Annotated in this window: 26 protein-coding genes; 18 read left to right on the plus strand and 8 right to left on the minus strand. The window is 67.4% G+C overall.

Annotated features, from left to right (window positions below):
* Nucleotides 1–13: 13 nt before the first annotated feature.
* Complete coding sequence (locus tag ACH34S_RS32800; RefSeq protein WP_395956739.1) at nucleotides 14–1,291, minus strand: PIN domain-containing protein; 1,278 nt, start codon at nucleotides 1,289–1,291, stop codon at nucleotides 14–16.
* 164 nt (nucleotides 1,292–1,455) lie between these two features.
* Nucleotides 1,456–2,172 carry a hypothetical protein gene (locus ACH34S_RS32805; protein ID WP_395956740.1) on the minus strand — a complete coding sequence of 239 codons (717 nt, stop codon included), beginning with the start codon at nucleotides 2,170–2,172 and terminating at the stop codon, nucleotides 1,456–1,458.
* 367 nt (nucleotides 2,173–2,539) lie between these two features.
* On the opposite strand from ACH34S_RS32805, the gene pstS reads away from it, so the two are divergent.
* The 4 genes from pstS (at nucleotide 2,540) to pstB (ending at nucleotide 6,440) form a co-directional block, all read left to right on the plus strand.
* Nucleotides 2,540–3,643, plus strand: a complete 1,104-nt coding sequence (gene pstS, locus ACH34S_RS32810) for a phosphate ABC transporter substrate-binding protein PstS (protein WP_395956741.1) — start codon at nucleotides 2,540–2,542, stop codon at nucleotides 3,641–3,643.
* A 92-nt stretch (nucleotides 3,644–3,735) separates the two neighbouring features.
* Complete coding sequence (pstC, locus tag ACH34S_RS32815; RefSeq protein WP_395956742.1) at nucleotides 3,736–4,734, plus strand: phosphate ABC transporter permease subunit PstC; 999 nt, start codon at nucleotides 3,736–3,738, stop codon at nucleotides 4,732–4,734.
* Nucleotides 4,731–5,636 (plus strand): phosphate ABC transporter permease PstA, encoded by a 906-nt coding sequence (gene pstA / locus ACH34S_RS32820; RefSeq protein WP_395956743.1) that lies wholly within the window; start codon nucleotides 4,731–4,733, stop codon nucleotides 5,634–5,636. The genes pstC and pstA overlap by 4 nt, the downstream gene beginning before the upstream one ends.
* Nucleotides 5,637–5,663: 27 nt before the next feature.
* The gene (gene pstB / locus ACH34S_RS32825; RefSeq protein WP_395956744.1) at nucleotides 5,664–6,440 is read left to right on the plus strand and encodes a phosphate ABC transporter ATP-binding protein PstB; all 777 of its coding nucleotides are present in this window, start codon (nucleotides 5,664–5,666) and stop codon (nucleotides 6,438–6,440) included.
* Here pstB and ACH34S_RS32830 read toward each other — a convergent pair.
* On the minus strand, nucleotides 6,437–7,153 hold the full coding sequence (locus ACH34S_RS32830) for a winged-helix domain-containing protein (RefSeq protein ID WP_395956745.1): 717 nt from the start codon (nucleotides 7,151–7,153) through the stop codon (nucleotides 6,437–6,439). The genes pstB and ACH34S_RS32830 overlap by 4 nt on opposite strands.
* Nucleotides 7,154–7,657: 504 nt before the next feature.
* Between ACH34S_RS32830 and xerC the strand changes: the two genes are divergently transcribed.
* Nucleotides 7,658–8,800 carry a tyrosine recombinase XerC gene (gene xerC, locus ACH34S_RS32835; protein ID WP_395956746.1) on the plus strand — a complete coding sequence of 381 codons (1,143 nt, stop codon included), beginning with the start codon at nucleotides 7,658–7,660 and terminating at the stop codon, nucleotides 8,798–8,800.
* 638 nt (nucleotides 8,801–9,438) lie between these two features.
* The gene (locus ACH34S_RS32840; protein ID WP_395956747.1) at nucleotides 9,439–9,684 is read left to right on the plus strand and encodes a hypothetical protein; all 246 of its coding nucleotides are present in this window, start codon (nucleotides 9,439–9,441) and stop codon (nucleotides 9,682–9,684) included.
* Nucleotides 9,685–10,436: 752 nt separating this feature from the next.
* On the opposite strand, the gene ACH34S_RS32845 is transcribed toward ACH34S_RS32840, so the two are convergent.
* Together ACH34S_RS32845 and ACH34S_RS32850 are read right to left on the minus strand one after the other, a co-directional pair.
* A complete protein-coding gene (locus ACH34S_RS32845) occupies nucleotides 10,437–10,769 on the minus strand; it encodes a hypothetical protein (RefSeq protein ID WP_395956748.1) in 333 nt (110 codons plus the stop codon).
* Nucleotides 10,770–10,786: 17 nt separating this feature from the next.
* Nucleotides 10,787–11,068: a hypothetical protein gene (locus tag ACH34S_RS32850; RefSeq protein WP_395956749.1), complete on the minus strand. Its 282-nt coding sequence runs from the start codon at nucleotides 11,066–11,068 to the stop codon at nucleotides 10,787–10,789.
* Nucleotides 11,069–11,295: 227 nt separating this feature from the next.
* On the opposite strand from ACH34S_RS32850, the gene ACH34S_RS32855 reads away from it, so the two are divergent.
* The 12 genes from ACH34S_RS32855 (at nucleotide 11,296) to ACH34S_RS32910 (ending at nucleotide 18,859) form a co-directional block, all read left to right on the plus strand.
* Nucleotides 11,296–12,111 carry a helix-turn-helix domain-containing protein gene (locus ACH34S_RS32855; protein ID WP_395956750.1) on the plus strand — a complete coding sequence of 272 codons (816 nt, stop codon included), beginning with the start codon at nucleotides 11,296–11,298 and terminating at the stop codon, nucleotides 12,109–12,111.
* Nucleotides 12,108–12,299, plus strand: a complete 192-nt coding sequence (locus ACH34S_RS32860) for a DUF397 domain-containing protein (RefSeq protein WP_395956751.1) — start codon at nucleotides 12,108–12,110, stop codon at nucleotides 12,297–12,299. Before ACH34S_RS32855 ends, ACH34S_RS32860 begins: the two co-directional genes overlap by 4 nt.
* A gap of 339 nt (nucleotides 12,300–12,638) precedes the next feature.
* A complete protein-coding gene (locus tag ACH34S_RS32865) occupies nucleotides 12,639–12,899 on the plus strand; it encodes a MoaD/ThiS family protein (RefSeq protein WP_395956752.1) in 261 nt (86 codons plus the stop codon).
* A gap of 127 nt (nucleotides 12,900–13,026) precedes the next feature.
* Nucleotides 13,027–13,734 (plus strand): DUF2993 domain-containing protein, encoded by a 708-nt coding sequence (locus ACH34S_RS32870; protein ID WP_395956753.1) that lies wholly within the window; start codon nucleotides 13,027–13,029, stop codon nucleotides 13,732–13,734.
* Between the two features lie 92 nt (nucleotides 13,735–13,826).
* Entirely contained in the window at nucleotides 13,827–14,315 is a 489-nt protein-coding gene (locus ACH34S_RS32875; RefSeq protein ID WP_230421025.1) for a sigma-70 family RNA polymerase sigma factor, read from the plus strand.
* Nucleotides 14,312–15,055, plus strand: coding sequence for an anti-sigma factor family protein (locus tag ACH34S_RS32880; protein ID WP_395956754.1), 744 nt, complete (start codon nucleotides 14,312–14,314; stop codon nucleotides 15,053–15,055). The genes ACH34S_RS32875 and ACH34S_RS32880 overlap by 4 nt, the downstream gene beginning before the upstream one ends.
* A 176-nt stretch (nucleotides 15,056–15,231) precedes the next feature.
* Nucleotides 15,232–15,552: a TlpA family protein disulfide reductase gene (locus ACH34S_RS32885; RefSeq protein WP_395956933.1), complete on the plus strand. Its 321-nt coding sequence runs from the start codon at nucleotides 15,232–15,234 to the stop codon at nucleotides 15,550–15,552.
* A 102-nt stretch (nucleotides 15,553–15,654) separates the two neighbouring features.
* Nucleotides 15,655–15,720 (plus strand): putative leader peptide, encoded by a 66-nt coding sequence (locus ACH34S_RS32890; RefSeq protein WP_360610734.1) that lies wholly within the window; start codon nucleotides 15,655–15,657, stop codon nucleotides 15,718–15,720.
* A 76-nt stretch (nucleotides 15,721–15,796) separates the two neighbouring features.
* Nucleotides 15,797–16,234 (plus strand): DUF4395 domain-containing protein, encoded by a 438-nt coding sequence (locus tag ACH34S_RS32895; protein ID WP_395956755.1) that lies wholly within the window; start codon nucleotides 15,797–15,799, stop codon nucleotides 16,232–16,234.
* Nucleotides 16,231–17,070, plus strand: coding sequence for a sulfurtransferase (locus ACH34S_RS32900; protein ID WP_395956756.1), 840 nt, complete (start codon nucleotides 16,231–16,233; stop codon nucleotides 17,068–17,070). Before ACH34S_RS32895 ends, ACH34S_RS32900 begins: the two co-directional genes overlap by 4 nt.
* 11 nt (nucleotides 17,071–17,081) lie before the next feature.
* Complete coding sequence (locus tag ACH34S_RS32905; RefSeq protein ID WP_395956757.1) at nucleotides 17,082–17,396, plus strand: DUF1416 domain-containing protein; 315 nt, start codon at nucleotides 17,082–17,084, stop codon at nucleotides 17,394–17,396.
* A gap of 161 nt (nucleotides 17,397–17,557) precedes the next feature.
* On the plus strand, nucleotides 17,558–18,859 hold the full coding sequence (locus ACH34S_RS32910; protein ID WP_395956758.1) for a hypothetical protein: 1,302 nt from the start codon (nucleotides 17,558–17,560) through the stop codon (nucleotides 18,857–18,859).
* Here the strand turns inward: ACH34S_RS32910 and ACH34S_RS32915 are convergent.
* Genes ACH34S_RS32915 through ACH34S_RS32925 form a run of 3 tightly spaced genes read right to left on the minus strand, consistent with a single transcriptional unit; the run spans nucleotide 18,747 to nucleotide 20,685 of the window.
* Complete coding sequence (locus tag ACH34S_RS32915; RefSeq protein ID WP_395956759.1) at nucleotides 18,747–19,346, minus strand: hypothetical protein; 600 nt, start codon at nucleotides 19,344–19,346, stop codon at nucleotides 18,747–18,749. The two genes, ACH34S_RS32910 and ACH34S_RS32915, sit on opposite strands and share 113 nt — an antisense overlap.
* 38 nt (nucleotides 19,347–19,384) lie before the next feature.
* Nucleotides 19,385–19,990 carry a hypothetical protein gene (locus ACH34S_RS32920; RefSeq protein ID WP_395956760.1) on the minus strand — a complete coding sequence of 202 codons (606 nt, stop codon included), beginning with the start codon at nucleotides 19,988–19,990 and terminating at the stop codon, nucleotides 19,385–19,387.
* Nucleotides 19,987–20,685, minus strand: coding sequence for a hypothetical protein (locus ACH34S_RS32925; protein ID WP_395956761.1), 699 nt, complete (start codon nucleotides 20,683–20,685; stop codon nucleotides 19,987–19,989). Before ACH34S_RS32925 ends, ACH34S_RS32920 begins: the two co-directional genes overlap by 4 nt.
* Nucleotides 20,686–20,807 lie beyond the last annotated feature (122 nt).

Here is a 20,807-nt window from a genome sequence, read left to right on the forward strand (position 1 = left end):
TGTTGAGTCGACATCATGTGTCGTGCTCAGGCGCTGGTGTCTCGTCCTCGTCACCGCTGGCCTGCTGCTCGGCTGCACTCCCCGAGGTTCGCTCGGACGCGGACGGGTTGCGACTAGTGAGATCAGCAGCAATGCGCTGCATCTCTGCGCGCAGGCCGGGTGGAAAGGTGGCCTCGCGGACCTGGTCGCGCAGGCCGGGTGGAAACATGGCCTCGCGGACCTGGTCGCGCAGGGCGGCCGGAAACATCGCTTCGCGAATCTGGTCGCGCAGACTATCTGGGAACATCGCTTCGCGGACTTGGTCGCGCAGATGGATGATGGCTGATAGCTCACTCGGGCCGACAGAAGCCATGAACCGCAGGCGCCACTCGACTTCGGTGATCTGGCCAGCGAGTGGCTTGCCGTAGATGTCGGTTGTTACCGTGCCGCTCGTGTGGGCGTAGCCGGTGGCCGTGTCGCCATCTGATGCCGTGATGACATAGACCTTCACGCTGAAGCCCCATTTGTGCCCGTCAGTAGGGGGCTGTTCGACCTCGATATCGTCGGCTTCGGGGATGACCAGGATGTCCTCGTCGGTGAAGTCGCCGTTCTCGGTCAACATTCCCGGGATTTCCCCCGCGATGTAGCGCTGGATCGCCTGGATCATCAGGGCCAGGTGTGCGGCGTCGGCATCGCTGTCGAGCTCGCGCTGCTCCAGCAGGCTCTGGACCAGGGCGCCGATGGAGGGCCACAGCGTTAGCCGGTCCGCGACGCCGGCGACCTCGGCCTCGGCGATCAACTCCCTGTGCAGCGCACGCTCAGAGGCGGCGAAGTCTTTGTCCTGGGAGACCCAGACCACTTCCTGGTCGGGGTTGCCGGTCGCGATGTCCAGAACAGTCAGCCAGTTGAGCGTGTCGCGGTAGCCGTCGCCGTTGCTCTCCTTGCAGGGCTTGATGCGTTGGGTCTGCCGCCTCACGATCTCCATCGGGGGAACGTTCACGGGGTCGACCAACACCGCTCCGGCAGCGGCGGCGGCCTCCGTCAGGTTCGCGCGGATGGCGTCGCGTCGCTCCTGAAGGTCAGCACGGGCCAACTGAAAGCCAGAGGTGTTCCCAGCCTTGTTGGCGATCGCCGCCAAGTCCTTGATCAGTTTGTCCGCGTCCCGTTCGGCCTTGGCGACCATCTCCTCGAAGGAGACCCGTGGGATGAGTATCTGAACGTTCCAGTCGTCGCTGGCAAGGGCAAGCACCTTCCACCAGGCGTTGTGGAACGGGGTGGCAGTCAGGGCGTTTGCGTCGAACAAGACGATCACAGGCAGCATTGTGCTCTGGTTCGCGCGGTGCGGCTACTGAGTTAGCGAACGCGGCGGCGCCACGCTTCGGGCTCAGAATTACTGCCTTGCTCCGAACGCGCGGTCGATCATGTTGTCCCTGTCAGATCACGGACCGGCTCTTCTGGTAGCTCCCTGCAGCGTCCTCATCGAGAGATAGATGACTCCCTACCGCACCCGCTTCCGAGCCGTCCGCTAGTCCGGTTAAGGGTGTAATGGCTGTTGTGCGCCATGAAGTTGCGGCTCACGTCCGCGATGATGGGGAACGCCACGATCAGCATTCGGAGCGTGTCGTCCACCTCGCCCGAGATCTGCAGTGTGTACTCGTTCCCGAACCTGTTGAAGAAGTCTCTTGTGCCGCGCACTTTCGTTTGCCAATACCTGGTGGCGACCAGCTGAGCGATTTCGGTGCGGCCCCGGCGGCAGGTATAGCTGAGCGGCCCCTGCTTCGGGAGAATGCGCCTGCCGTGGTCGTCCTTGACATGCGCGAGCGCCTTCTTGTTGACGTCCTTCAACGCGAAGGCCCAGGACGCGAAAGGCCCGAACGGTCCAGTGGCGAAACCGATCACCTCGCCCTTGGGCCCGGTGACCCGGGTCCAGACGCGTTGGGGAAATCGCTGCCGTTTCTCTATCCGCAGCAGCTGCGCCCCGTCGGGTGCGCGCAGCATGAGGTCGAACCGGAACGGCTTGGGCTCCAGCGGAGGCGCGATCCGGAACAGCCGACCATTCCGCCGCTTCGAGTCGGTCGCCGTGGCGAGCACCTCGCCCTCCGCGTCGGCGTAGGTGTACTCCAGCAGCCCCGTCTCGTCGTCGAAACCCTCGTTCCTCACGATGATTGTCGGGGCGCGGAACACGGCGGACATGATCGCACGATACGGCCTGGCGCCGCGTCGCGTGGATGTACCTGATCAGAGGGCCCGATCCGCTCAACGGCGCAGGTCACGCGAGGGGTGGCCGCCCTTGTCCCGTGTTGGGGGGTCTAAACCTCGGTTGCTTGATCGGGGAGGGTTCTTTGCGCTTGTGAGCTGCGCTGTTAACCCGGCGTCCATGGCAAAGCGGGACATTTTTCGCAGTGCTGCTCGTCCCCGTTCATCGCTCGTTCACCTGGATCGGGGCGGCTGGTCACCTCGCCTGCCTAGCGTCGCTTCCGACGGTGACCCCGGCGCCCCAGAGAGCTGACCAGGAACGGCCCCGGGGGTCCCGCGAGACGATATAAGAGGAGACCCTCCGGTGAAGAACGGTTCCCGACTCGCCGCCCTGGGCGGCGTGGTCGTCGCGGGGGCACTGGCCCTCACCGCCTGCGGGAGCGATGCCAACACGACGGCGACGTCCAGCAAGGCCCCGACGGGCGACATCGACTGCGCGAAGGCCAGCGTCAACGCGGCCGGTTCCAGCGCGCAGAAGAACGCCGTCGAGGAGTGGACGAAGGTCTACGCGAGCAAGTGCGCGGGCGCCAACCTCAACTACAACCCGAACGGTTCGGGCGCGGGCATCCAGGCGTTCACGAGCGGCCAGGTGTCGTTCGCCGGCTCGGACTCGGCGCTCAAGCCCGAGGAGGTCACCGCCGCGCAGGCGCGCTGCAAGGGGAACCCGGCGCTGAACCTGCCGATGGTCGTCGGCCCCGTCGCCGTCGTCTACAACCTTCAGGGCGTGGACGGGCTGAAGCTGTCGTCCGACACGATCGCCAAGATCTTCTCGGGCAAGATCAAGACCTGGAACGATCCGGCCATCGCGAAGGAGAACGAGGGCGCCAAGCTCCCGTCCTCGCAGATCAAGCCGGTGTACCGGTCGGACGAGTCCGGCACCACCGACAACTTCACGGCCTACCTGAACAAGACCGCCCCGGACGTGTGGACGTGGGAGAAGGCCAAGAAGTGGCCGAACTCCACCGGCCAGGGCGCGCCCAAGTCCGACGGCGTCACCAGCCAGGTGAAGAGCACCGCGGGCGCGATCTCCTACGTGGAGATGTCGTACGCGGAGAACAACAAGCTGCAGACGGCGCACGTCAAGAACGGCGCCGGCGAGTACACCCAGCTGTCGCCCGACAGCGCGTCCAAGGCCGTCGCCGGGGCGCAGGTCGTCGGCACCGGCAACGATGTCGCGCTGAAGATCGACTACGGCACCAAGGAGCCGGGCGCCTACCCGATCGTCCTGGTCACGTATGAGATCGCGTGCTCGAAGGGGCTGCCCGCCGAGCAGGCCGCGTTCGTCAAGTCGTTCCTGACCTACACCTCGTCCGACGCCGGCCAGAAGATCCTGACCGACGTCGGCTACGCGCCGCTTCCGCAGACCGTGCTGACCAAGGTCCAGGCGTCCGTGAAGGCCCTGTCCTGACAGCGGACGACGGCACCCGCAGCCCCGCCGCCGGCGAGTTCGGCGGCGGGGCAGGCGTGGGTTCGGACGACCTGACCCGAGGAGGAGCCCCCATGAGCAGTGAGACCGGCGTCGAGGCCCGCTCGGGCGCCGAGTCGGTGGCCGGCGCGCGGCATCGTGCCACCGGTACCAAGATGAGCACCGGACGGGCCGGCGATAGGATCTTCGCCGGGGCGGCCCGCGGCTCCGGCATCTTCGTGCTGGGGATCGTCGCCGCGATCGGGGCGTTCCTCGTCTGGAAGGCGATCCCGGCCCTGCAGGACAACGAGGCGAACTTCCTCACCAGCGAGGAGTGGAACCCGAACGCGACACCGCCGAAGTTCGGCATCGCGCAGCTGGCGTTCGGGACGGTGATGTCCTCGCTGCTGGCGATGCTGATCGCGACGCCGGTGGCGATCGGGATCGCGCTGTTCATCTCGTTCTACTCGCCGCGGCGGCTCGCGACCGGGCTCGGCTACATCGTCGACCTGCTCGCCGCCGTCCCGAGCATCGTGTACGGGCTGTGGGGCCTGATCTTCCTGTCCAAGCACATGGAGGGCATCAGCGCGTTCCTCAACTCGGCGCTCGGCTGGTTCCCGCTGTTCGGCGGCGACAGCCCCGGCAAGAACTCGATCTTCACCGCCTCGGTGGTGCTGGCGATCATGATCCTGCCGATCATCTCGTCCATCTCCCGCGAGGTGTTCCTCCAGGTCCCGCAGGACCATGTGGAGGCGTCGCTGGCGCTCGGCGCCACCCGCTGGGAGATGATCCGGATGTCGGTGCTGCCCTACGGGCGGTCCGGCATGATCGGCGCCTCGATGCTCGGCCTCGGCCGCGCCATGGGCGAGACGATCGCCGTCGCGATGGTGCTGACGTTCGTGCCCGGGATCAACTGGCACGTCCTGGAGAACGGCGGCAGCACGTTCGCCGCGAACATCGCCAACAGCTTCGACGAGGCGGGCGTGACCGCCCGCGGCGCGCTGATCGCCTCCGGTCTCGTCCTCTTCGTGATCACCCTCGTCGTCAACATGGCCGCCCGCGCGGTCGTCGCGCGCCGGAAGGAGTTCGTGTGACCGCCATCTCCACCGGCAAGCCCGCCCCGGGCGCCCGGCTCGCGCCGGTGTCCATCGGCCGCCGGATCAAGGACCGGGCCGTCCAGGCGCTGGTCTACCTCGCGTTCGCGCTGGCACTGATCCCGCTGCTCTCGGTGCTGTGGACGGTCATCGTGAACGGCGCCAAGCGTCTGGACCCGACGTTCTTCCAGTTCTCCATGAACGCCGTCGGCGGCCGCGACGCGGGCGGCGGCGCCTACCACGCGATCCTCGGCACGCTGCAGCAGGTCCTGATCACCAGCGTGATCTCCGTCCCGATCGCCGTGCTCACCGCGATCTACCTGGTGGAGTACGCCGGGAACGGGCGGCTCGGCAAGGCGATCAGCTTCACCGTGGACGTGATGACCGGCATCCCGTCGATCGTCGCCGGCCTGTTCGTGCTTGCGCTGTGGCTGCTGACCCTCGGGTTCGGCTTCTCCGGGTTCGCCGGCGCGCTCGCGCTGACGATCCTGATGATCCCCACCGTCGTGCGGGCCAGCGAGGAGATGCTGAAGCTGGTACCGAACGAGCTGCGGGAGGCGTCCTACGCGCTCGGCGTGCCGCGCTGGCGGACGATCCTGTTCGTGGTGCTGCCGACCGCGCTCACCGGCATGATCACCGGGATCATGCTGGCGGTGGCCCGGGTGATGGGCGAGACCGCCCCGCTGCTGCTCACGATCTTCTTCACCAAGGCGATCAACGGCAACGCCTTCAGCGGCCCGCAGGGCTCGCTGCCCACCTTCATCTGGGAACAGGCGAAGGACCCGAACCAGACCTCGATCGACCGCGCCTGGACGGGCGCGCTCGTGCTGATCCTGATCATCATGCTGCTCAACCTCGCCGCCCGTCTCGTCGCGGGCCGGCGCAGGCCCGCAGGCCGCTGACACCCCCGGATAAGGAGCAACCACCCCATGGCCAAGCGGATCGAAGTCTCCGGGCTGCACGCCTACTACGGCGGCGTCCACGCCATCGAGGACATCTCGATGACGGTCGAGCCGCGCTCGGTGACGGCGTTCATCGGGCCGTCGGGCTGCGGGAAGTCCACGTTCCTGCGCACGCTGAACCGCATGCACGAGGTCATCCCCGGCGCCCGCGTCGAAGGCAAGGTGATGCTGGACGACGAGGACCTGTACGCCTCGAACGTCGACCCCGTCGCCGTCCGCCGCGTCGTCGGCATGGTGTTCCAGCGGCCCAACCCGTTCCCCACCATGTCGATCTACGACAACGTGGCGGCGGGCCTGAAGCTGAACGGCGTGCGCCGCAAGGCCCGGCTGGACGAGACCGTCGAGGAGTCGCTGCGCGGCGCCAACCTGTGGACCGAGGTCAAGGACCGGCTCGGCAAGCCCGGTGCCGGCCTGTCCGGCGGGCAGCAGCAGCGCCTCTGCATCGCCCGCGCCATCGCCGTCCAGCCCCAGGTCCTGCTGATGGACGAGCCGTGCTCCGCGCTCGACCCCATCTCCACCCTCGCCATCGAGGACCTCATCGACAAGCTGAAGACCCAGTACACGATCGTCATCGTCACCCACAACATGCAGCAGGCCGCCCGCGTCAGCGACCGCACGGCGTTCTTCAACATCGCCGGCACGGGCAAGCCGGGCAAGCTCATCGAGATCGACGACACCAGCAAGATCTTCACCAACCCCGACCAGAAGGCCACCGAGGACTACATCACCGGCCGCTTCGGCTAAGCCCTGGCAGGGGACTTCTCTTCTGCGTCGCCGGGGCGGTGGTCGGGGACGAAGCGGTAGCCGACGTTGCGCACCGTGCCGATCAGGGACTCGTACTCGGCGCCCAGCTTGGCGCGGAGGCGGCGGACGTGGACGTCCACCGTCCGGGTGCCGCCGAAGTAGTCGTAGCCCCAGACCTCCTGGAGGAGCTGGGCGCGGGTGAAGACGCGGCCCGGGTGCTGGGCCAGGTACTTCAGCAGCTCGAACTCCTTGAACGTGAGGTCGAGCACGCGGCCCCGCAGCCGTGCCGTGTAGGTGGCCTCGTCGATCGTGAGGTCGCCGCTGCGGATCTCGCCGGGGGTCTCCTCGTCGTCGGTCTCGGCGGCGGCGCGCCCGACGGCGAGGCGGAGGCGGGCCTCGACCTCGGCCGGTCCGGCGGTCTGCAACAGCACGTCGTCCAGTCCCCATTCGGGGCTGAGCGCGGCCAGGCCGCCCTCCGTCACGACGGCGAGGAGCGGGCAGTCGAGCCCGGTGGTGCGCAGCAGCCGGCACAGGCTCTTGGCCTGGACCAGGTCGCGGCGCGCGTCCACCAGCAGGACGTCGGCGGGCGGCGCGTCGATGAGCGCGGACGCCTCGGCCGGGGCGACGCGCGTGGAGTGCAGCAGGAGGCCTAGTGCGGGCAGGACCTCGTCGGAGGGCTCTAGCGCGTTGGTCAGCAGGAGCAAGCTGCTCACGTGCCGCCTCCCGTCCCTGAAAAAGACGTTAGGACCCAGGCGGCTCATCCTCCAGCCCCGGCGACGGCCGGCGGCTCAAGGACGAGGCGGCCACGAAGGGGTTACTGATGAACTCCATGGCCTCGTCGCCCGGATCCCTTCCCATGAGCATAACCGAGCACCTCCCGGCGTCCAGGGAAGGCCCGGCCGTCGCCACGACCACGCGGCCGGCCTGATCGCGCAGCGAGCCGCCAGGCGAGACGTGGCGATGCAGCGATCGCATCGCGTTTCTCGACGATGGAGGGCCCCATAAGTGTCACGCTGTGATCCCCCAGGTAGACGGGGGTTCACAAGTGCACAAGACCTCTAGGGAGCCATCAGGGGAGCCGTGATCAACTTCCCCCCGGAACCCTGACGTTCGAATGACCGTTCGAATAAGTGAGGTCACGGCGGAGAGGCCGAACGCCACGAACGTCCGGCCTCCCCAAACGCCCACCACTCGGGAAACGGCGAGAGGCGAACGCAATGGCAAGCGTACTCATCAACGGGTACAACGGCAGCATTTACCGTGAGGGCAAGGGATACACGGGCGTGCTCGATCTCGGATGCCACCCCAACGGCAAGCGCAACCGCCCCAAGCGCAAAGCAGCGACAAAAGCCGCCGTCAAGGAAAAGCTGAAGAAACTGGCTGAATCGCTCGACAAAGGTCGTACCGCCACGAAAGACAAGACCGTCACCCAGGCCGTCACGGACTACATTGACGACCTAGAACGGCAGGGACGCGCACCGAAGACCATCGAAGGTCTACGGTCATGGAATCGCAATCACATCGTGAAAATCGGCGCGCTCAAAGTGGACGCCGAACTCACTCCCACACATGTGTCGGAATGGCTGATCGGCATCGCCGAGAACCTCGCCACGACCACAATCGCGAACGTTCACGGCCTGCTTTCCAGCGCACTTGACCGCGCGATCGTTCACGGCATCACCGACCGGAACGTGTCCCGAATGGTCGCAAACATCCAGGGCAAGAACGACGGACGAGAAAGCAAGAGTTTCTCACCGAGCCAGGTTCGCGCGATTCTGGCCAGGGCCACCGCCGAGGTTCCGTTCCGCGTGCGATTCGGCGCGTACGTGATTCTCGCCCTCACCAGCGGACTACGCGGGGACGAATTGAACGGCCTCAAATGGTACGGGCTCGACCTGGACAAAGGAACGGTATCGGTCTTGCGCGCCGACCGGCACAAGGGAAAGACCAAGACAGAACAATCGTTCCGGTCACAGGAATTGGCCGCCATCGCCATTCCGGCACTCAAAGCATGGCGGGAGATCCAGGCCAAAGAATTCGCCGTGTTCGGCGGAACGGTCACCGACGAAACGCCGGTATTCACGCGCCCGGACGGCACGCAGTACACGCAGCGGACCGCGCGCTACGAATTCCGGAAGGTGCTCAAATTCGCGGGCATCGAGGACCCGGAAGCGTGGACGGTACGGGAAACGCGCACAACATTCGTCAGCGTCATGTCACACAATGGCGTCCCTCGCGAAGTAATCGCGGACATCTGCGGACACACCGTCAAGACGCTAGAAAGGCATTACCGCAAGGTATTGCGCCCGGTTCACCGGCAAAGCGCGGACGTCATCAATAGCGTGTTCCGCGCCGCATAACCACCCACCCGCAAACCCGAAAGCCCCTGACGGCCACCGTCAGGGGCTTTCGCGTTCCTACCCTTCCCCCGGATACCCTGGCACCCTGCTAGGCCGTCAGCGTGGCTCTCAGAGACGCACAGGACCTACCCGTGTCAGCATCGAGCCAGCCGACGCGATCCGAGTCCGGCCGACACGCCAGCAAAGGGGAGCCCCAGGCCGACCCCCCGGATTCTCATAGAGAATTTAGCCAGGCGAATCGGAGGTCTGAGGGCCCGCCACCTGGGGCTTTAGGCGCTGGCAGTCTTCGCGCGAACGAAAGCGGACCCGAAAGCGGACGCGCAGGCCAACGCGAAGACGGGCAGGGCAGCGAACGCGGAACAACACCCCAGGCCCGCAGGCCCGCAGCGCCACCCAGACCCCCGCCCCCCGTCCATAAGAGAGTTCCCGGCAACTGGCGGACCCGCACCGCCATTGACTAGGGGAGGCTGTGAACCGTCCGCGTATCCCGAGAGGTACGCCGAAGGGCACGCCGAGGGATACGCCGAAGAGTGCATTAAGAGACGCACCGACAGATGCACAGGCCGCACCCGGAAAAGTCCGCGCCTTTTCTGCACGGCCGCCAAATAGGACGACGTCGCATATCAAATTCCCCAAAAGTGCCGGCAAATGATCACAATTTTGTCTATTCCTGGGCGGAAACGGCTGCAAATTTAGTGCCCCTCACCGTAGACAACCTTGCCCGCATTCTTGCTGTGATCGAATTCCAGTTGTGGAGCGCCTGGCCGCTGCTCAGCATTTTCGGCCTCCCGCCTAAGCATGTCGCTCAGTGCGTGTCTTTCCAGATCCTGGAGATTGTCGAAGTCGTCAGCGTCTATCAGCTGATCTATGGTCGTGCCGAATAGCTTAGCCAGATTGCCCAGCACAAAAATAGAGGGTCGCTCTCTGCTGTTTGGCCAGCGTTCAAAACACCCTATTCGAGTCCCCGATAGTGGCGCGGTGCCTAGCTTGTCGTGAAGGTCGTTATATCTACATGCCGTGACGTCTTGAGACCATCCGAAAGCGTGCCGCCATGCGACGCGAGGACGATAGCCAAAGCGGCGCATCATTTCGTCCTTAATCATGCGGCGCGTGGCTCCGTTTTGGAGCATTCGTTCTCGCAATGCGTCGCGTTCCGCCTTGCTCGCCAACACCGACCGCCTTATTTCCCCTGTGGATATTAATGGGCCTCCGCCGTCCCTTCGGAGCACTCGGGACGGCGGAGGCCGAGAGAGGGCGGGCAAAGGGTGCGGGACCTATTAACCGCACGCGCCAGCGCCATCTCTAGGAATGGGGAGGACGCCCGGCTCCCAATCGGTCGCCTCCCCGGATGGTCTTTCTAGCGGACTCGCGAAACCAGGCCGACACGCTTACGAACCCATCGGACAACCCGGCGGACACGCTTCTTGTGCTTGTCACCATTCCCGTTCTTCGGAGCGCCGATGTTTCGGTGGGTCAAGATCTGCGACATTGAACGCTTTTCCGGATTCTTTGCGTAGGGAACTGGACTCTTGTTGCACGGGGGTGCGACGGCCATTATGCGGGCTTTCTTGGGGGTTCAATGACCGCCGCACCCCCTGCTTTTACGGGAAGGCAGGCGAACGTCACGCGGACTTTCTCACGGGCCTCCGCCGCTTTCCGAAACGTGCGTTACCTGCTTAGCCGCCTCCGCGATCAGGTCATTAATCGTCTCGGCGAGGTACTTGTGTTCCTTCAACAGCCGTTCGAGAATCGGCCACACGACGCCCCACGCGAGCGTGAGCGCTTCTGTCGAGTCCCGTTCGGGCGCTTCGCGGAGGCGGAATTCGGCCTCCTCTCGCGCGCCAGTCGCCACGACATTCAACAGCGTTAGGGAGTTACCTCGCGAACGCCAAGTCTCTTCGAATGCCGCAACCGCGACGGGAACCAAATCCGCCGGATAAGACGTGAGCGACTCCACACTCGCCGACATTGCCCGTTCCTCCCCATTCAGTCGCGCATTGCCTTTTTGATCGCGGCCGCCGCTCTCGCCACATTGTCAGTCCGCGCGAACGTCGGCATATCAGGAGTGGCAAACCACCACTCGCCGCGCCAATAGATGCACCCGACCGTAAGCGATCGCGTTCCGTCCACACGAGTAATACTCAGCACGGGATAACAGTTCTCGTCCGCGATAACCGCCGCAAGATCCGTCGCGTCCGACAGTTCCACCTGTAGCGCGCGAAAGAACTCCAGACGCTCCCCGTGCACGGGTTCGAGAATGGCGAGCACGTCGGAAGTGCTACGGGGGACCACCCCCCGGCGTGCGCGCGGTACCGGGTAGGCCGTTCCGGCCGGTACCACCGATGCACGGTGCGTCCGTGTTTGTCGCGCATGTTCGCCCATGCCCGATATCACCTCACGGGCTAGATGTATGTGCCGTACGCCACACAGGATGAGCCGCCGCGCGGTACATTCGCTACGTTCATGAACCGATTGCAACAGACGGAGCGTGGCCAGTGACCAGCGAAGAGTCGCTAGACCCGGACCGTTCGATGTGGGACTACATAGCCGTTGAGCTGCGAAAAGAGCGCCGCGCGCGGGGAGTGTCTGGGGCTGCGCTGGCACGCCTTATCGGCCGTGATCGTTCAATCGTTTCACGCATCGAATCCGGCAGGATCCCCATGCAGCTTGATCACGCGGAGATCATTGACCGCGAGTGGAGCCTAGAACGCCGGTTCACAAGGCTTGTGAAGTTCGCCAAAGAGCGCAAAGACGACGAATGGCGACTAGGGGACCTAGCGGAGCAGGAGGCGCGTGCAACACGCGTCCGACTGTGGGAGATCGGACTAGTTCCCGGCCTGCTCCAAACCCCCGACTACGCTCGCGCGGTCTTCTCCGTTGGACTCGTCCGCAACCTGGACGAGGCGGTACAGACACGGCTTGACCGACAGGCAGCCGTGTTCAATCGGGAACAGCCCCCGGAAGTATCCGTAATTCTCAACTGGGTGGTCCTAGAACAACCCGTCGGCCCGTCCGCGATCATGCGCGAGCAACTCGGCCACCTGTTGGAACTCAGCAACCTTCCCCACGTCAACGTGCGGGTACTGGAAAAAAGCGCTGGAGTCCATGTCGGGTATGACGGCATGCTTGAACTTCTGACGGTGGACGCGCGAGACATCGCATACGCCGACGCGCCCCACGGTGGCGGACTCGTGACCGACCCGAAGGACGTGCAGGACTTCGAAGTAAGGTACGACCGTATCGGTCATATCGCGGCCCCCATCGGACCATCGCGAGCGGTGATCCAACAAGCTATGGAGATGTATCAATGATCCAGTGGCGCAAGTCGAGCCGTAGCGCTACGTCGGACAACACAAGTTGCGTAGAAGTTGCAGCGCTCGCGCGAAACATCGGCGTGCGGGACAGCAAGAACCCGGAGGGTCCCGCACTCGCGCTTCCCCCCGCGAGCTTCCGCGAGCTGGTGACCGCGATCAAGCGCGGAGACCATGACATGGCCTGACGAACGCGCGAGGGCCACGCCAGACCCCCGACCTACCTCGGTAGTCGGGGGTCCCGCATTGGGCACGCTCCGAGCGACCTGGGGCCCGCTGGGGGGTGCGGCGAGGTCCCACCAGGAGGGCCCACGAACGTCCGCCAGGGCTCCCCTGAGAACCGGGGGAGCCGTGCCGGGAGCCAACCCCCGCAGATTTGCCCTGATCGTCTCTGACCCGATGGGGAGCAAGCTCGGCATTTCCCCAGGTCAACCGCTATGGGACAGACTCCGTCCGACCCCGTGACCGGCGTGTTTGACTGAGGGCCCCTAGGGCCGGAAGGAGGAGAGAAAGGCAGTATGTAGAGCATGGCCAAGGGGACACTGCGTTATTGGGCGGCGGCGAAGGCGGCGGCGGGGACGCATGAGGAGCCCTACGACGCCGGGACGCTGGCCGAGGCCGTCGCGGCGGCGCTGGCGAAGGAGGGGCGCGGCGGCGAGTTCCAGCGGGTCGTGCAGCGCAGCTCGTTCCTTGTGGACGGCGAGCCCGTGGGAACGCGCGCGCACGATTCCGTGGTGCTGCCGGACGGCGCCGTCGTCGAGGTTCTCCCGCCGTTCGCGGGCGGCTGATCTCACCGTGGTGTGATTTTTCGGGCTATGAGGTCATTCTCCGGTGCGACCCGTTCATGGGCATCCGCGCACTATGGTGTGCGCGGACTGCCATGACGGGGCGCATGACGGAGCCCGAAGGAGAAACATGCGGAAAGTACTGCTGGCCCTGCTGGTCCTCCTGGCCGTCGGCGTGGTCGCCGCCGACCGGATCGGCGTGCGGGTCGCCGAGGACAAGATCGGCGAGCAGGTGGCGGCACAGTACAACCTGCAGCAGCCGCCCGAGGTCACCATCCACGGGTTTCCGTTCCTGACGCAGGCGCTCGGCGGCGACTACGACCACATCGAGGTGACGATCGACGACTGGACGCAGCGCGGCATCACCCTCAGCAGCGTCAAGGTCGACATGCGGGGCGTCAGCGCGCCGCTGTCGGAGGTCACGCAGGGCAGCGCCGCGAACGTCGCCGCCCGCACCGCGACCGCGTCCGCCGTCATCCCCTACGACGTGATCAAGAAGGAGGCGCCGCGGCAGGTCAAGCGGATCGGCCCGAAGGGTGACGACCTGGAGGTCGACTTCGAGAGCTCCGTCCTCGGCCGCCCCCTGTCCAGCACCGCGATCGTGCAGGTCAAGCCGACCGCGCGGGGCATCACGATCTCGCCGATCTCGGTCAGCTCCGGCGGCGGCCCCGCGGTCCCGCTGGCCCTGGTGAAGCGGCAGCTCACCTGGACGGTCCCGGTCGCCGACCTCCCGCTCGGGTCGCGGATCAGCGTGATCGAGCCGACGCCGGACGGGCTGCGCGTCGGCGCCACCGCCGAGAACGTCCGGCTGAACGATCTCCAGCAGCAGCAGAAGTGACGCGGGGCTGATGAAAATCACGCGGCGCTGGTGAACCGGTGCGCAAACGCGTACGTGACAGGGATGTGGGTCCCACCGCGGATGAGGGGTTGCTGCGCGCCCTGTACAGCGAGCACGGAGGTCCTCTCCTCGGCTACGTCCTGCGGCTGACCGGTGGGGACCGCACCCAGGCCGAGGACGTCGTCCAGGAGACGCTCCTGCGCGCCTGGAAGCATCCTGAGGCGCTCGCCGGGCGTCCCGTCCGGCCGTGGCTGTTCACCGTGGCCCGCAACCTCGTGGTGGACGCGCACCGCGCGAAGCAGGCGAGGCCCCCGGAGACGGGCATCGACGAGCATGTCATGATGACCGCGTCCGGCTCGGACGACATCGACCGGGCTCTGGAGTCCTGGACGGTCGCGGAGGCACTGGCCGGGCTGAGCCCGCCGCACCGGGCCGTGCTGGTGGAGACCTACTACAAGGGCCGGTCGGTCGCGGAGGCGGCCAAGACGCTCGGCATCCCGCCCGGCACGGTCAAGTCCCGGACCTACTACGCCCTGCGCGCGCTCAAGCTCGCACTGGAGGAGCGGGGGTTGGCGCCATGAACGGCTGCGTTGACATTCGCACCTCGCTCGGGGTGTACGTCCTCGGCGCGCTCGACCCCGCCGAACGCTCCCAGGTGGAGACCCATCTGGCGGGCTGCCCGGTGTGCCGGGACGAGCTCGCCGGGCTGGCGGGCCTGCCCGCGATGCTCGGCCGGGTCGACGAGGCCCAGCTCGCCGAGCTGGCCGGACCGCCGCCCGAACTCCTCGACGGCCTCCTCGCCCGCGCCGCCGAGCAGCGCGGCGGCCGTCTCAAGCCGCTGACCAGGCGGGCGAAGGCCGGGCACGGGGTGGGCAGGCGGGTCGCCAGGTGGGCGCCGCTGGCCGCCGCCGCGTGCCTGCTGCTGGTGATCGGCGCCCTGTTCGGCGGCCTGGTGTTCCCCTCCGGGTCGGACGAGACCGTGTCGCCTCCGCCGCCGTCCGCGTCCACGTCCACGTCTCCCGGCGTGGAGCGGATCGCCGCGGCGAACCCCAAGACCAACATCAACGGCTACGTCCTGCTCACGAAGAAGAAATGGGGCACGAAGGTCGAGCTGCATCTGGCGGGCGTCCCGAAGGGGTCGCACTGCCGGCTGCAGGTGATCGCGCGGGACGGGCGCCGGGACGCGCTCGGCAGCTGGTACGTCCCGTACGACAAGGGCTACGGTGAGTACACGGGCTCGACGATGTTCCCGCGCGGGCAGCTGTTCTCGTTCGAGATCGTCGGCCTGGACGGCAAACCGCTCCTCACCATCCCCGCCTGACCGCCTCGCCGCCTTCCGCCTGCGGAAGAAGTCGCCCGCCCCTGGGGTTGTCCATGTCGATGACCGGTGCATTGATCGCGGCCGCGGTGCTCGCCGCCGCCACGCTGTTCGGCCTGCTGTGGCAGCGCCGCGACGGCGTGCTGCGCGCGCAGCGGCGGCAGAACGGGGCCGACGCGGTGGACACAGCCCTCAACCCGGATGACCTTGGCGGCGCCGAACTCGGCGAGAAGGCCACGCTCCTGCAGTTCTCCAGCGCGTTCTGCGCGCCCTGCCGCGCCACCCGCCGCGTCCTCGGCGAGGTCGCGGACATGGTCGACGGCGTCGCGCACATCGAGCTGGACGCCGAGGCGCACCTGGACCTCGTCCGCAGGCTGAACGTCATCCGCACCCCGACCGTCCTCGTCCTCGACGGCGCCGGACGCATCGTCCGCCGCGCCTCAGGAGCCCCCCGCAAACCCGATGTCATCGCCGCTCTCGGCGAGGCCATACCTACATGACCTGCGCGAAGACGAATGTAACTGTCTCGCAAGGCGAGACGGATGTGACAGCGCGTGGATTGTCGGCTTACCATCGTGTCCGTGCGTGACTGGACAGAGCAGATGCTCACGAAGCGCCGGGCGGTCGACTTCTGCCGCCTGGCCGCCTCGCTCTGTCGCATGGCCTGAGGCATCGAGCCCGTCTGCCCCCGAGCACTTCCACTTCTAGCTCGTACGCACGCTTCCCTCCGCCAGGAGCACCCTGATGCAGGTTGACCCGCGTGGGCCGCGCTTCAACGCGTCGGTCACGACAGCGGTTCTGATCGCGGTTCTGGTGACCGGAAGCTGGGCATTGCTCGCCGCTCAGGCCGTCGTGTTCGCCATCGCGACCTTCCTCGGCCTCCGGTACGCCCCGTACGGCCTGCTGTACACAGTGCTCATCCGTCCCCGGCTCGCGCCGACCAGGGAACTGGAGGACGCCGCCCCGCCCCGCTTCGCGCAGGGTGTCGGCCTCCTGTTCGCCCTGGCCGGAACGGCCGGATACGCGGCGGGGATCACCTGGCTCGGTATCGGTGCCACCGCCCTCGCGCTGGCGGCGGCGTTCCTGAACGCGGCGTTCGGGTTCTGCCTCGGGTGCGAGATGTATCTGCTGGTCCGACGTATCACCGCGAAAGTCCGTTCCGAGAGGGAGGTTCCCGCATGAGCCGCTCAGACGTCCTGGTGGACACCGACTGGGTTGAGTCCCACCTGGACGACCCCGGTCTCGTTCTCGTCGAGGTCGACGAGGACGTGTCCGCCTACGACAAGGGCCACATCCGTGGCGCCGTGAAGATCGACTGGAAGACCGAGCTGCAGGACCCGGTCCGCCGCGACTTCGTCGACAAGACCGGGTTCGAGCAGCTGCTGTCCGCGAAGGGCATCGCGAACGACGACCTGGTCATCCTGTACGGCGGCAACAACAACTGGTTCGCGGCGTACGCGTACTGGTACTTCAAGCTGTACGGGCACGACAAGGTCAAGCTGCTCGACGGCGGCCGCAAGAAGTGGGAGCTGGACTCCCGCGAGCTCGTCACCGACGTCCCGTCCCGTCCCGCGACCGACTACAAGGCGCAGGAGCAGGACCTCACCATCCGCGCGTTCCGCGACGAGGTCGTCGACGCCATCGGCAGCAAGAACCTGATCGACGTCCGCTCCCCGGACGAGTTCAGCGGCAAGCTGCTCGCCCCCGCCCACCTGCCGCAGGAGCAGTCGCAGCGCGCCGGCCACGTGCCGACCGCGCGCAGCATCCCGTGGTCGAAGGCGGCCAACGACGACGGCACGTTCCGCTCCGACGAGGAGCTCCGCGAGCTCTACACCGAGGCCGGCGTCGACCTGAACAAGGCGACGATCGCCTACTGCCGCATCGGCGAGCGCTCCTCGCACACCTGGTTCGCGCTCCGCGAGCTGCTGGGTCTGCAGGACGTGAAGAACTACGACGGTTCCTGGACCGAGTACGGCTCGCTCGTCGGCGTCCCCATCGAGCTGGGCGCACCCAAGTAAACGGAGGAGCAATGACCACCACCCAGGGCTGCGCAGCCCCCGAGCAGACGGCGCACCTGCCCGCGACCGTCGACCTGACGAACGAGGCCGTCATCCAGGGCAAGGTCACCCGGGACGGCACCCCGGTGTCCAGCGCCTACGCCCGCCTGCTCGACTCGACGGGTGAGTTCACCGCCGAGGTCGTCACCGGTGAGGAGGGCGTGTTCCGGTTCTTCGCCGCCGACGGCGACTGGACGGTGCGCGTCCTGGCCGCCGGAGGCGTCAGCGTCGACAACGCCGTGACGGCCAAGACCGGCGAGGTCGCCGCCCTCGAGGTCGCCATCTGACCGAGCCCGTCCGGCCAAGGCGTCCATGCGGGCGCCCCAAGCGGTGAAACGGCCGCCGGACCCCGCCGTCCCGACCATCCGGGACGGCGGGGTCCGGCGTTTCCACCGTCCCGGCGGCCCATGGCGCGCGGGGACGCCGCCGATCCTCTACGATCAGCGCGATGTTCGGACTGTCGGGGCGGTCGCCGCTGATACTCCCGTGGGCCACGCTGAAGCTCGCGGGACGGTTCGTCTTGCCGCTCGCCCTGTGGTTCACGGTCGGCGAGCTGCTCCGCTCCGGCGCCATGTACGCCGGCTACCGGCTCGGCGAGATGAAGGGCACGGCGGCGACGGTCGCGCCGATCGCCACCATCGGCCTGCTGGTGGTCATCACCCTCGCCGTCGCCGTCCTGATGATCCACAGCGTCCGCGAGGGCCTGGACGTGGTCCACGCCCGCGAGGCGGACGGCGACCTGACGCCCTGGGCGGTCGGGAACGAGGAGTCGGTCATCGGCGCGATGGGCCGCGCCGCGCTCCCGTTCGTCGTCTTCTACCTGGCGTGGGGACTGCAGGGCGAGGACGCCCGCGAGTTCGCCGACCAGGCCGCGAGCCGCGGCTTCCAGGAGGGCGGCCTCCAGGGGCAGCTCGACGCCCTCGACATGCTGCTCTCGCTGGAGAAGCACATCGGCCTCGCGATCGGCCTCACCGCCGGGCTGTTCGTGCTGAAGGTCGCCGCCGAGTGGCGGCTGGAGGAGCGGCTGCCCCGCGCCATCGGGGCCCTCGTCGCCTTCCTCGAGGTCAACTTCGCGCTGTTCGGCATCTTCAGCATCGACCATCTGCGCAGCAAGGGCGTCGAGTGGTTCAGCGGCCGGGAGGCCTGGACGTGGGCGACCGACGTCGCCGGTCCCGTCCTCGAACTCTGGCCGCCGTTCAAGCACGCGGTGCTCGGCGCGCTGATCTGGCTCGTGATCGCCGGGGTGATCCTCGGCCTGGACGCGGGCGACGAGCAGGTCGTGCTCGGCCGGAGCCGGGCGGCGCGGCGGCTGGCCAGGGCGGGCGGCGTCGGCCGGGTGAACAGCCCCCGCGAGCTCCTCACCCGCGGCTTCCGGGAGATGTGGCTGCCCGCCTGGTACGGGCTGCGGCTCGTCCGCCGGTCCGGGATGATGCCGTTCGCGACGTTCTGCCTGCTGTTCGCGGGCCTGGACGTGGCGGCGGACGCGTCCCGCCGCTTCGTCTACGAGCTGATCGGCCCGCACGAGGTCACGTGGTGGATCCAGGTGCTGCCGTTCATCGGGTTCGGGACGTCGCTCGTCTTCGAGATCCTGCGGATCTGCCTGCTGGCGGCCGCGTTCAACCTCGTCATGGCGAGGGTCAGTGTTCGAACCGCAGCGAAGGCAGTGGAGCCTCAGGCTTCCGTGACGTCTTCGGTGCCTGGATCACCAGTTCCAGCGAGTCCGCCTTGGCACGGGGCACCGTCCCCTTGACGATGACGCGCATCGCGACACCCGCCCTAGGGTTCGTCGCGCCGGTCGCCATCGCCGACCATTCCCGGCCCTCATCATCGACGAGCCGATAGACGATTCCATAGGAACCGACCGACTTCGCGCTGGCGGCGTCCCTGGGACGGACGGCGAGCCCGATACGCAGGTCGACCACGTCGTTCGTTTCGTCTCTCACCAGAGGCGGGGCCTGCTGCCGCCCGATGACCTTCCACTGCGCGCCGATGAGCTCGCCGATCTGCCCCGGCTGGACGCTGGTGACCTTCTCCTTCGGCTTCAGGTGCTTCTGGATGCCGTTGGTCTCGTCCACCCACTGCACGACGAGGAAGGCCGGGACGACGCACAGGAGCGCGATCGCTTGCAGAATCCTTCTGTCGCGAGGCCGCAGCCGTTCCGCCCGCTCCTCGGGCTCGGCCGCGGGTTCGGGCTCGGCCTGGACGATCGGCTGGGGCCTGGTCACGGGCGCAGTCATGAACCGCCCACCCTGATGGGGCGCCTGCCATCCGCCCGTCATGGCTTGCCCGCCCGCACGTCGTAGCGCTCGGGGGCGTTGCGGATGAGCTCGTCCGCCCGGTCACCACTGAGACCCAGGTCGATGTCGGCCGCCGCCGACAGCTGCGGCAGCAGCCCGCCCGTCCCGACCACCAGATGCGCCCCCTCCAGGCGCTTCTTCGGCAGCTCGAACACGAACGCGGTCGGCGTCCAGATCATCGGCTGGAACGTCGGCTGCGCCCCGCCGGCCGAGGAGCCCGTCCGGGGGTCCTCCTTGAAGGTGAAGCCGCCCGGCGTCTCCAGCTCCGCCGTCCGCAGCTCCAGCGGCTCGCGGTGGCTCGTCGCCCTGACCCGGACGATGAGGTAGATCCCGTCCGTGCCGACCGCGGGCGGGTTCCCGAAGCTGAGACCGGGCGCCAGCGACTTCGCCGCCTCGACCTTCTCGACCCGCACGCTGAAGTCGCGGTTGCGGACCTCCTCGCCGACCGTGCCGCCGCCCCGGATCGGCTCCAGCTCCTGCGCCTCGACCTTGGGCTTCAGCGAGTACATCCACATCGCGCCGGCGAGCAGCACCGTCCCGCCGATCCCCGCCCCGCCCTTCAGGAGCACCTTCTGCACGTTCATCGCGGGCTCACGGCGGGCTGCGGCTGCGGGCCATTGCCGATGGACGGCTGCGGCTCCGGGCCAACGCTCAGCTCCGCGACGGGAAGGGTGAGACGGCCGACGAGCTTGTCGCTCTCACGGTCGACCTTCCAGCTGTAGGCGTGGTCGGTGAACCCGTGGTCGTACGTCCATTTGCGCAGCCCCACGGTCAGCTTCCGCGGCGCGTCCGCCGGGCCCAGCTTCCACATCACCGACACCTCGACCGGCAGCTCCGGCTGCGCCACGATGGTCTCCGCGCCCCCGGCGACGCCCTCGACCTCCTCGGGCTTCACCCATTTCCCGTCCTTGGTCAGCGCCGCGACGCCGTCCGCCAGCCCGCCGATGTGGAGCGACTTGGTCTCCTTGCCCTTGTTGACGACCCTCATCCGCACGATGAGGAAGCGCTCCTTCTTGCTGCCGAAACCGCCGTCCACCAGCCCGACCCGCGCGTCCCGGACGGTGACGGTGAACAGCCCGAGGTCCAGCGCCTTGCCCGCCGGCTGGGACGGCTGCTTCGGCGTCTCCGCGAAACCGCCCGTCACCCACAGCACCGGAACGAGGACGGCCACCGCGCACAGAACGCACAGGGGCACGACCCAGCGCCGCGCGGACGCGCGCTGCGGCCGACCCCCGGCGGGCTCCGCTGGAGGCGGCGGAACCGGTGCGTACGAGTACATCCGCCCGATGGTAATGCTTCGCCACGTTCCCGGCATGGCAGACATCACCGTCAACAACCGGATGCCTGGGCCCGCGCTGCACACTCGGCCCCGGCCTTCGCCACCGGCTCGGTGCGCTGAGG

It is taken from the genome of Actinomadura sp. 3N508 (assembly GCF_044326375.1).
In the GTDB taxonomy this organism is placed as follows: domain Bacteria; phylum Actinomycetota; class Actinomycetes; order Streptosporangiales; family Streptosporangiaceae; genus Spirillospora.

What these genes read in the sequence shown, in the direction of transcription:
- ACH34S_RS32805 (WP_395956740.1), bottom strand. Translation starts at nt 2,172, where the DNA reads ATGTCCGCCGTGTTCCGCGCCCCGACAATCATCGTGAGGAACGAGGGT.
- pstC (WP_395956742.1), top strand. Translation starts at nt 3,736, where the DNA reads ATGAGCAGTGAGACCGGCGTCGAGGCCCGCTCGGGCGCCGAGTCGGTG.
- pstB (WP_395956744.1), top strand. Translation starts at nt 5,664, where the DNA reads ATGGCCAAGCGGATCGAAGTCTCCGGGCTGCACGCCTACTACGGCGGC.
- xerC (WP_395956746.1), top strand. Translation starts at nt 7,658, where the DNA reads ATGGCAAGCGTACTCATCAACGGGTACAACGGCAGCATTTACCGTGAG.
- ACH34S_RS32845 (WP_395956748.1), bottom strand. Translation starts at nt 10,769, where the DNA reads ATGTCGGCGAGTGTGGAGTCGCTCACGTCTTATCCGGCGGATTTGGTT.
- ACH34S_RS32860 (WP_395956751.1), top strand. Translation starts at nt 12,108, where the DNA reads ATGATCCAGTGGCGCAAGTCGAGCCGTAGCGCTACGTCGGACAACACA.
- ACH34S_RS32865 (WP_395956752.1), top strand. Translation starts at nt 12,639, where the DNA reads ATGGCCAAGGGGACACTGCGTTATTGGGCGGCGGCGAAGGCGGCGGCG.
- ACH34S_RS32870 (WP_395956753.1), top strand. Translation starts at nt 13,027, where the DNA reads ATGCGGAAAGTACTGCTGGCCCTGCTGGTCCTCCTGGCCGTCGGCGTG.
- ACH34S_RS32880 (WP_395956754.1), top strand. Translation starts at nt 14,312, where the DNA reads ATGAACGGCTGCGTTGACATTCGCACCTCGCTCGGGGTGTACGTCCTC.
- ACH34S_RS32895 (WP_395956755.1), top strand. Translation starts at nt 15,797, where the DNA reads ATGCAGGTTGACCCGCGTGGGCCGCGCTTCAACGCGTCGGTCACGACA.
- ACH34S_RS32900 (WP_395956756.1), top strand. Translation starts at nt 16,231, where the DNA reads ATGAGCCGCTCAGACGTCCTGGTGGACACCGACTGGGTTGAGTCCCAC.
- ACH34S_RS32905 (WP_395956757.1), top strand. Translation starts at nt 17,082, where the DNA reads ATGACCACCACCCAGGGCTGCGCAGCCCCCGAGCAGACGGCGCACCTG.
- ACH34S_RS32910 (WP_395956758.1), top strand. Translation starts at nt 17,558, where the DNA reads ATGTTCGGACTGTCGGGGCGGTCGCCGCTGATACTCCCGTGGGCCACG.
- ACH34S_RS32915 (WP_395956759.1), bottom strand. Translation starts at nt 19,346, where the DNA reads ATGACTGCGCCCGTGACCAGGCCCCAGCCGATCGTCCAGGCCGAGCCC.
- ACH34S_RS32920 (WP_395956760.1), bottom strand. Translation starts at nt 19,990, where the DNA reads ATGAACGTGCAGAAGGTGCTCCTGAAGGGCGGGGCGGGGATCGGCGGG.
- ACH34S_RS32925 (WP_395956761.1), bottom strand. Translation starts at nt 20,685, where the DNA reads ATGTACTCGTACGCACCGGTTCCGCCGCCTCCAGCGGAGCCCGCCGGG.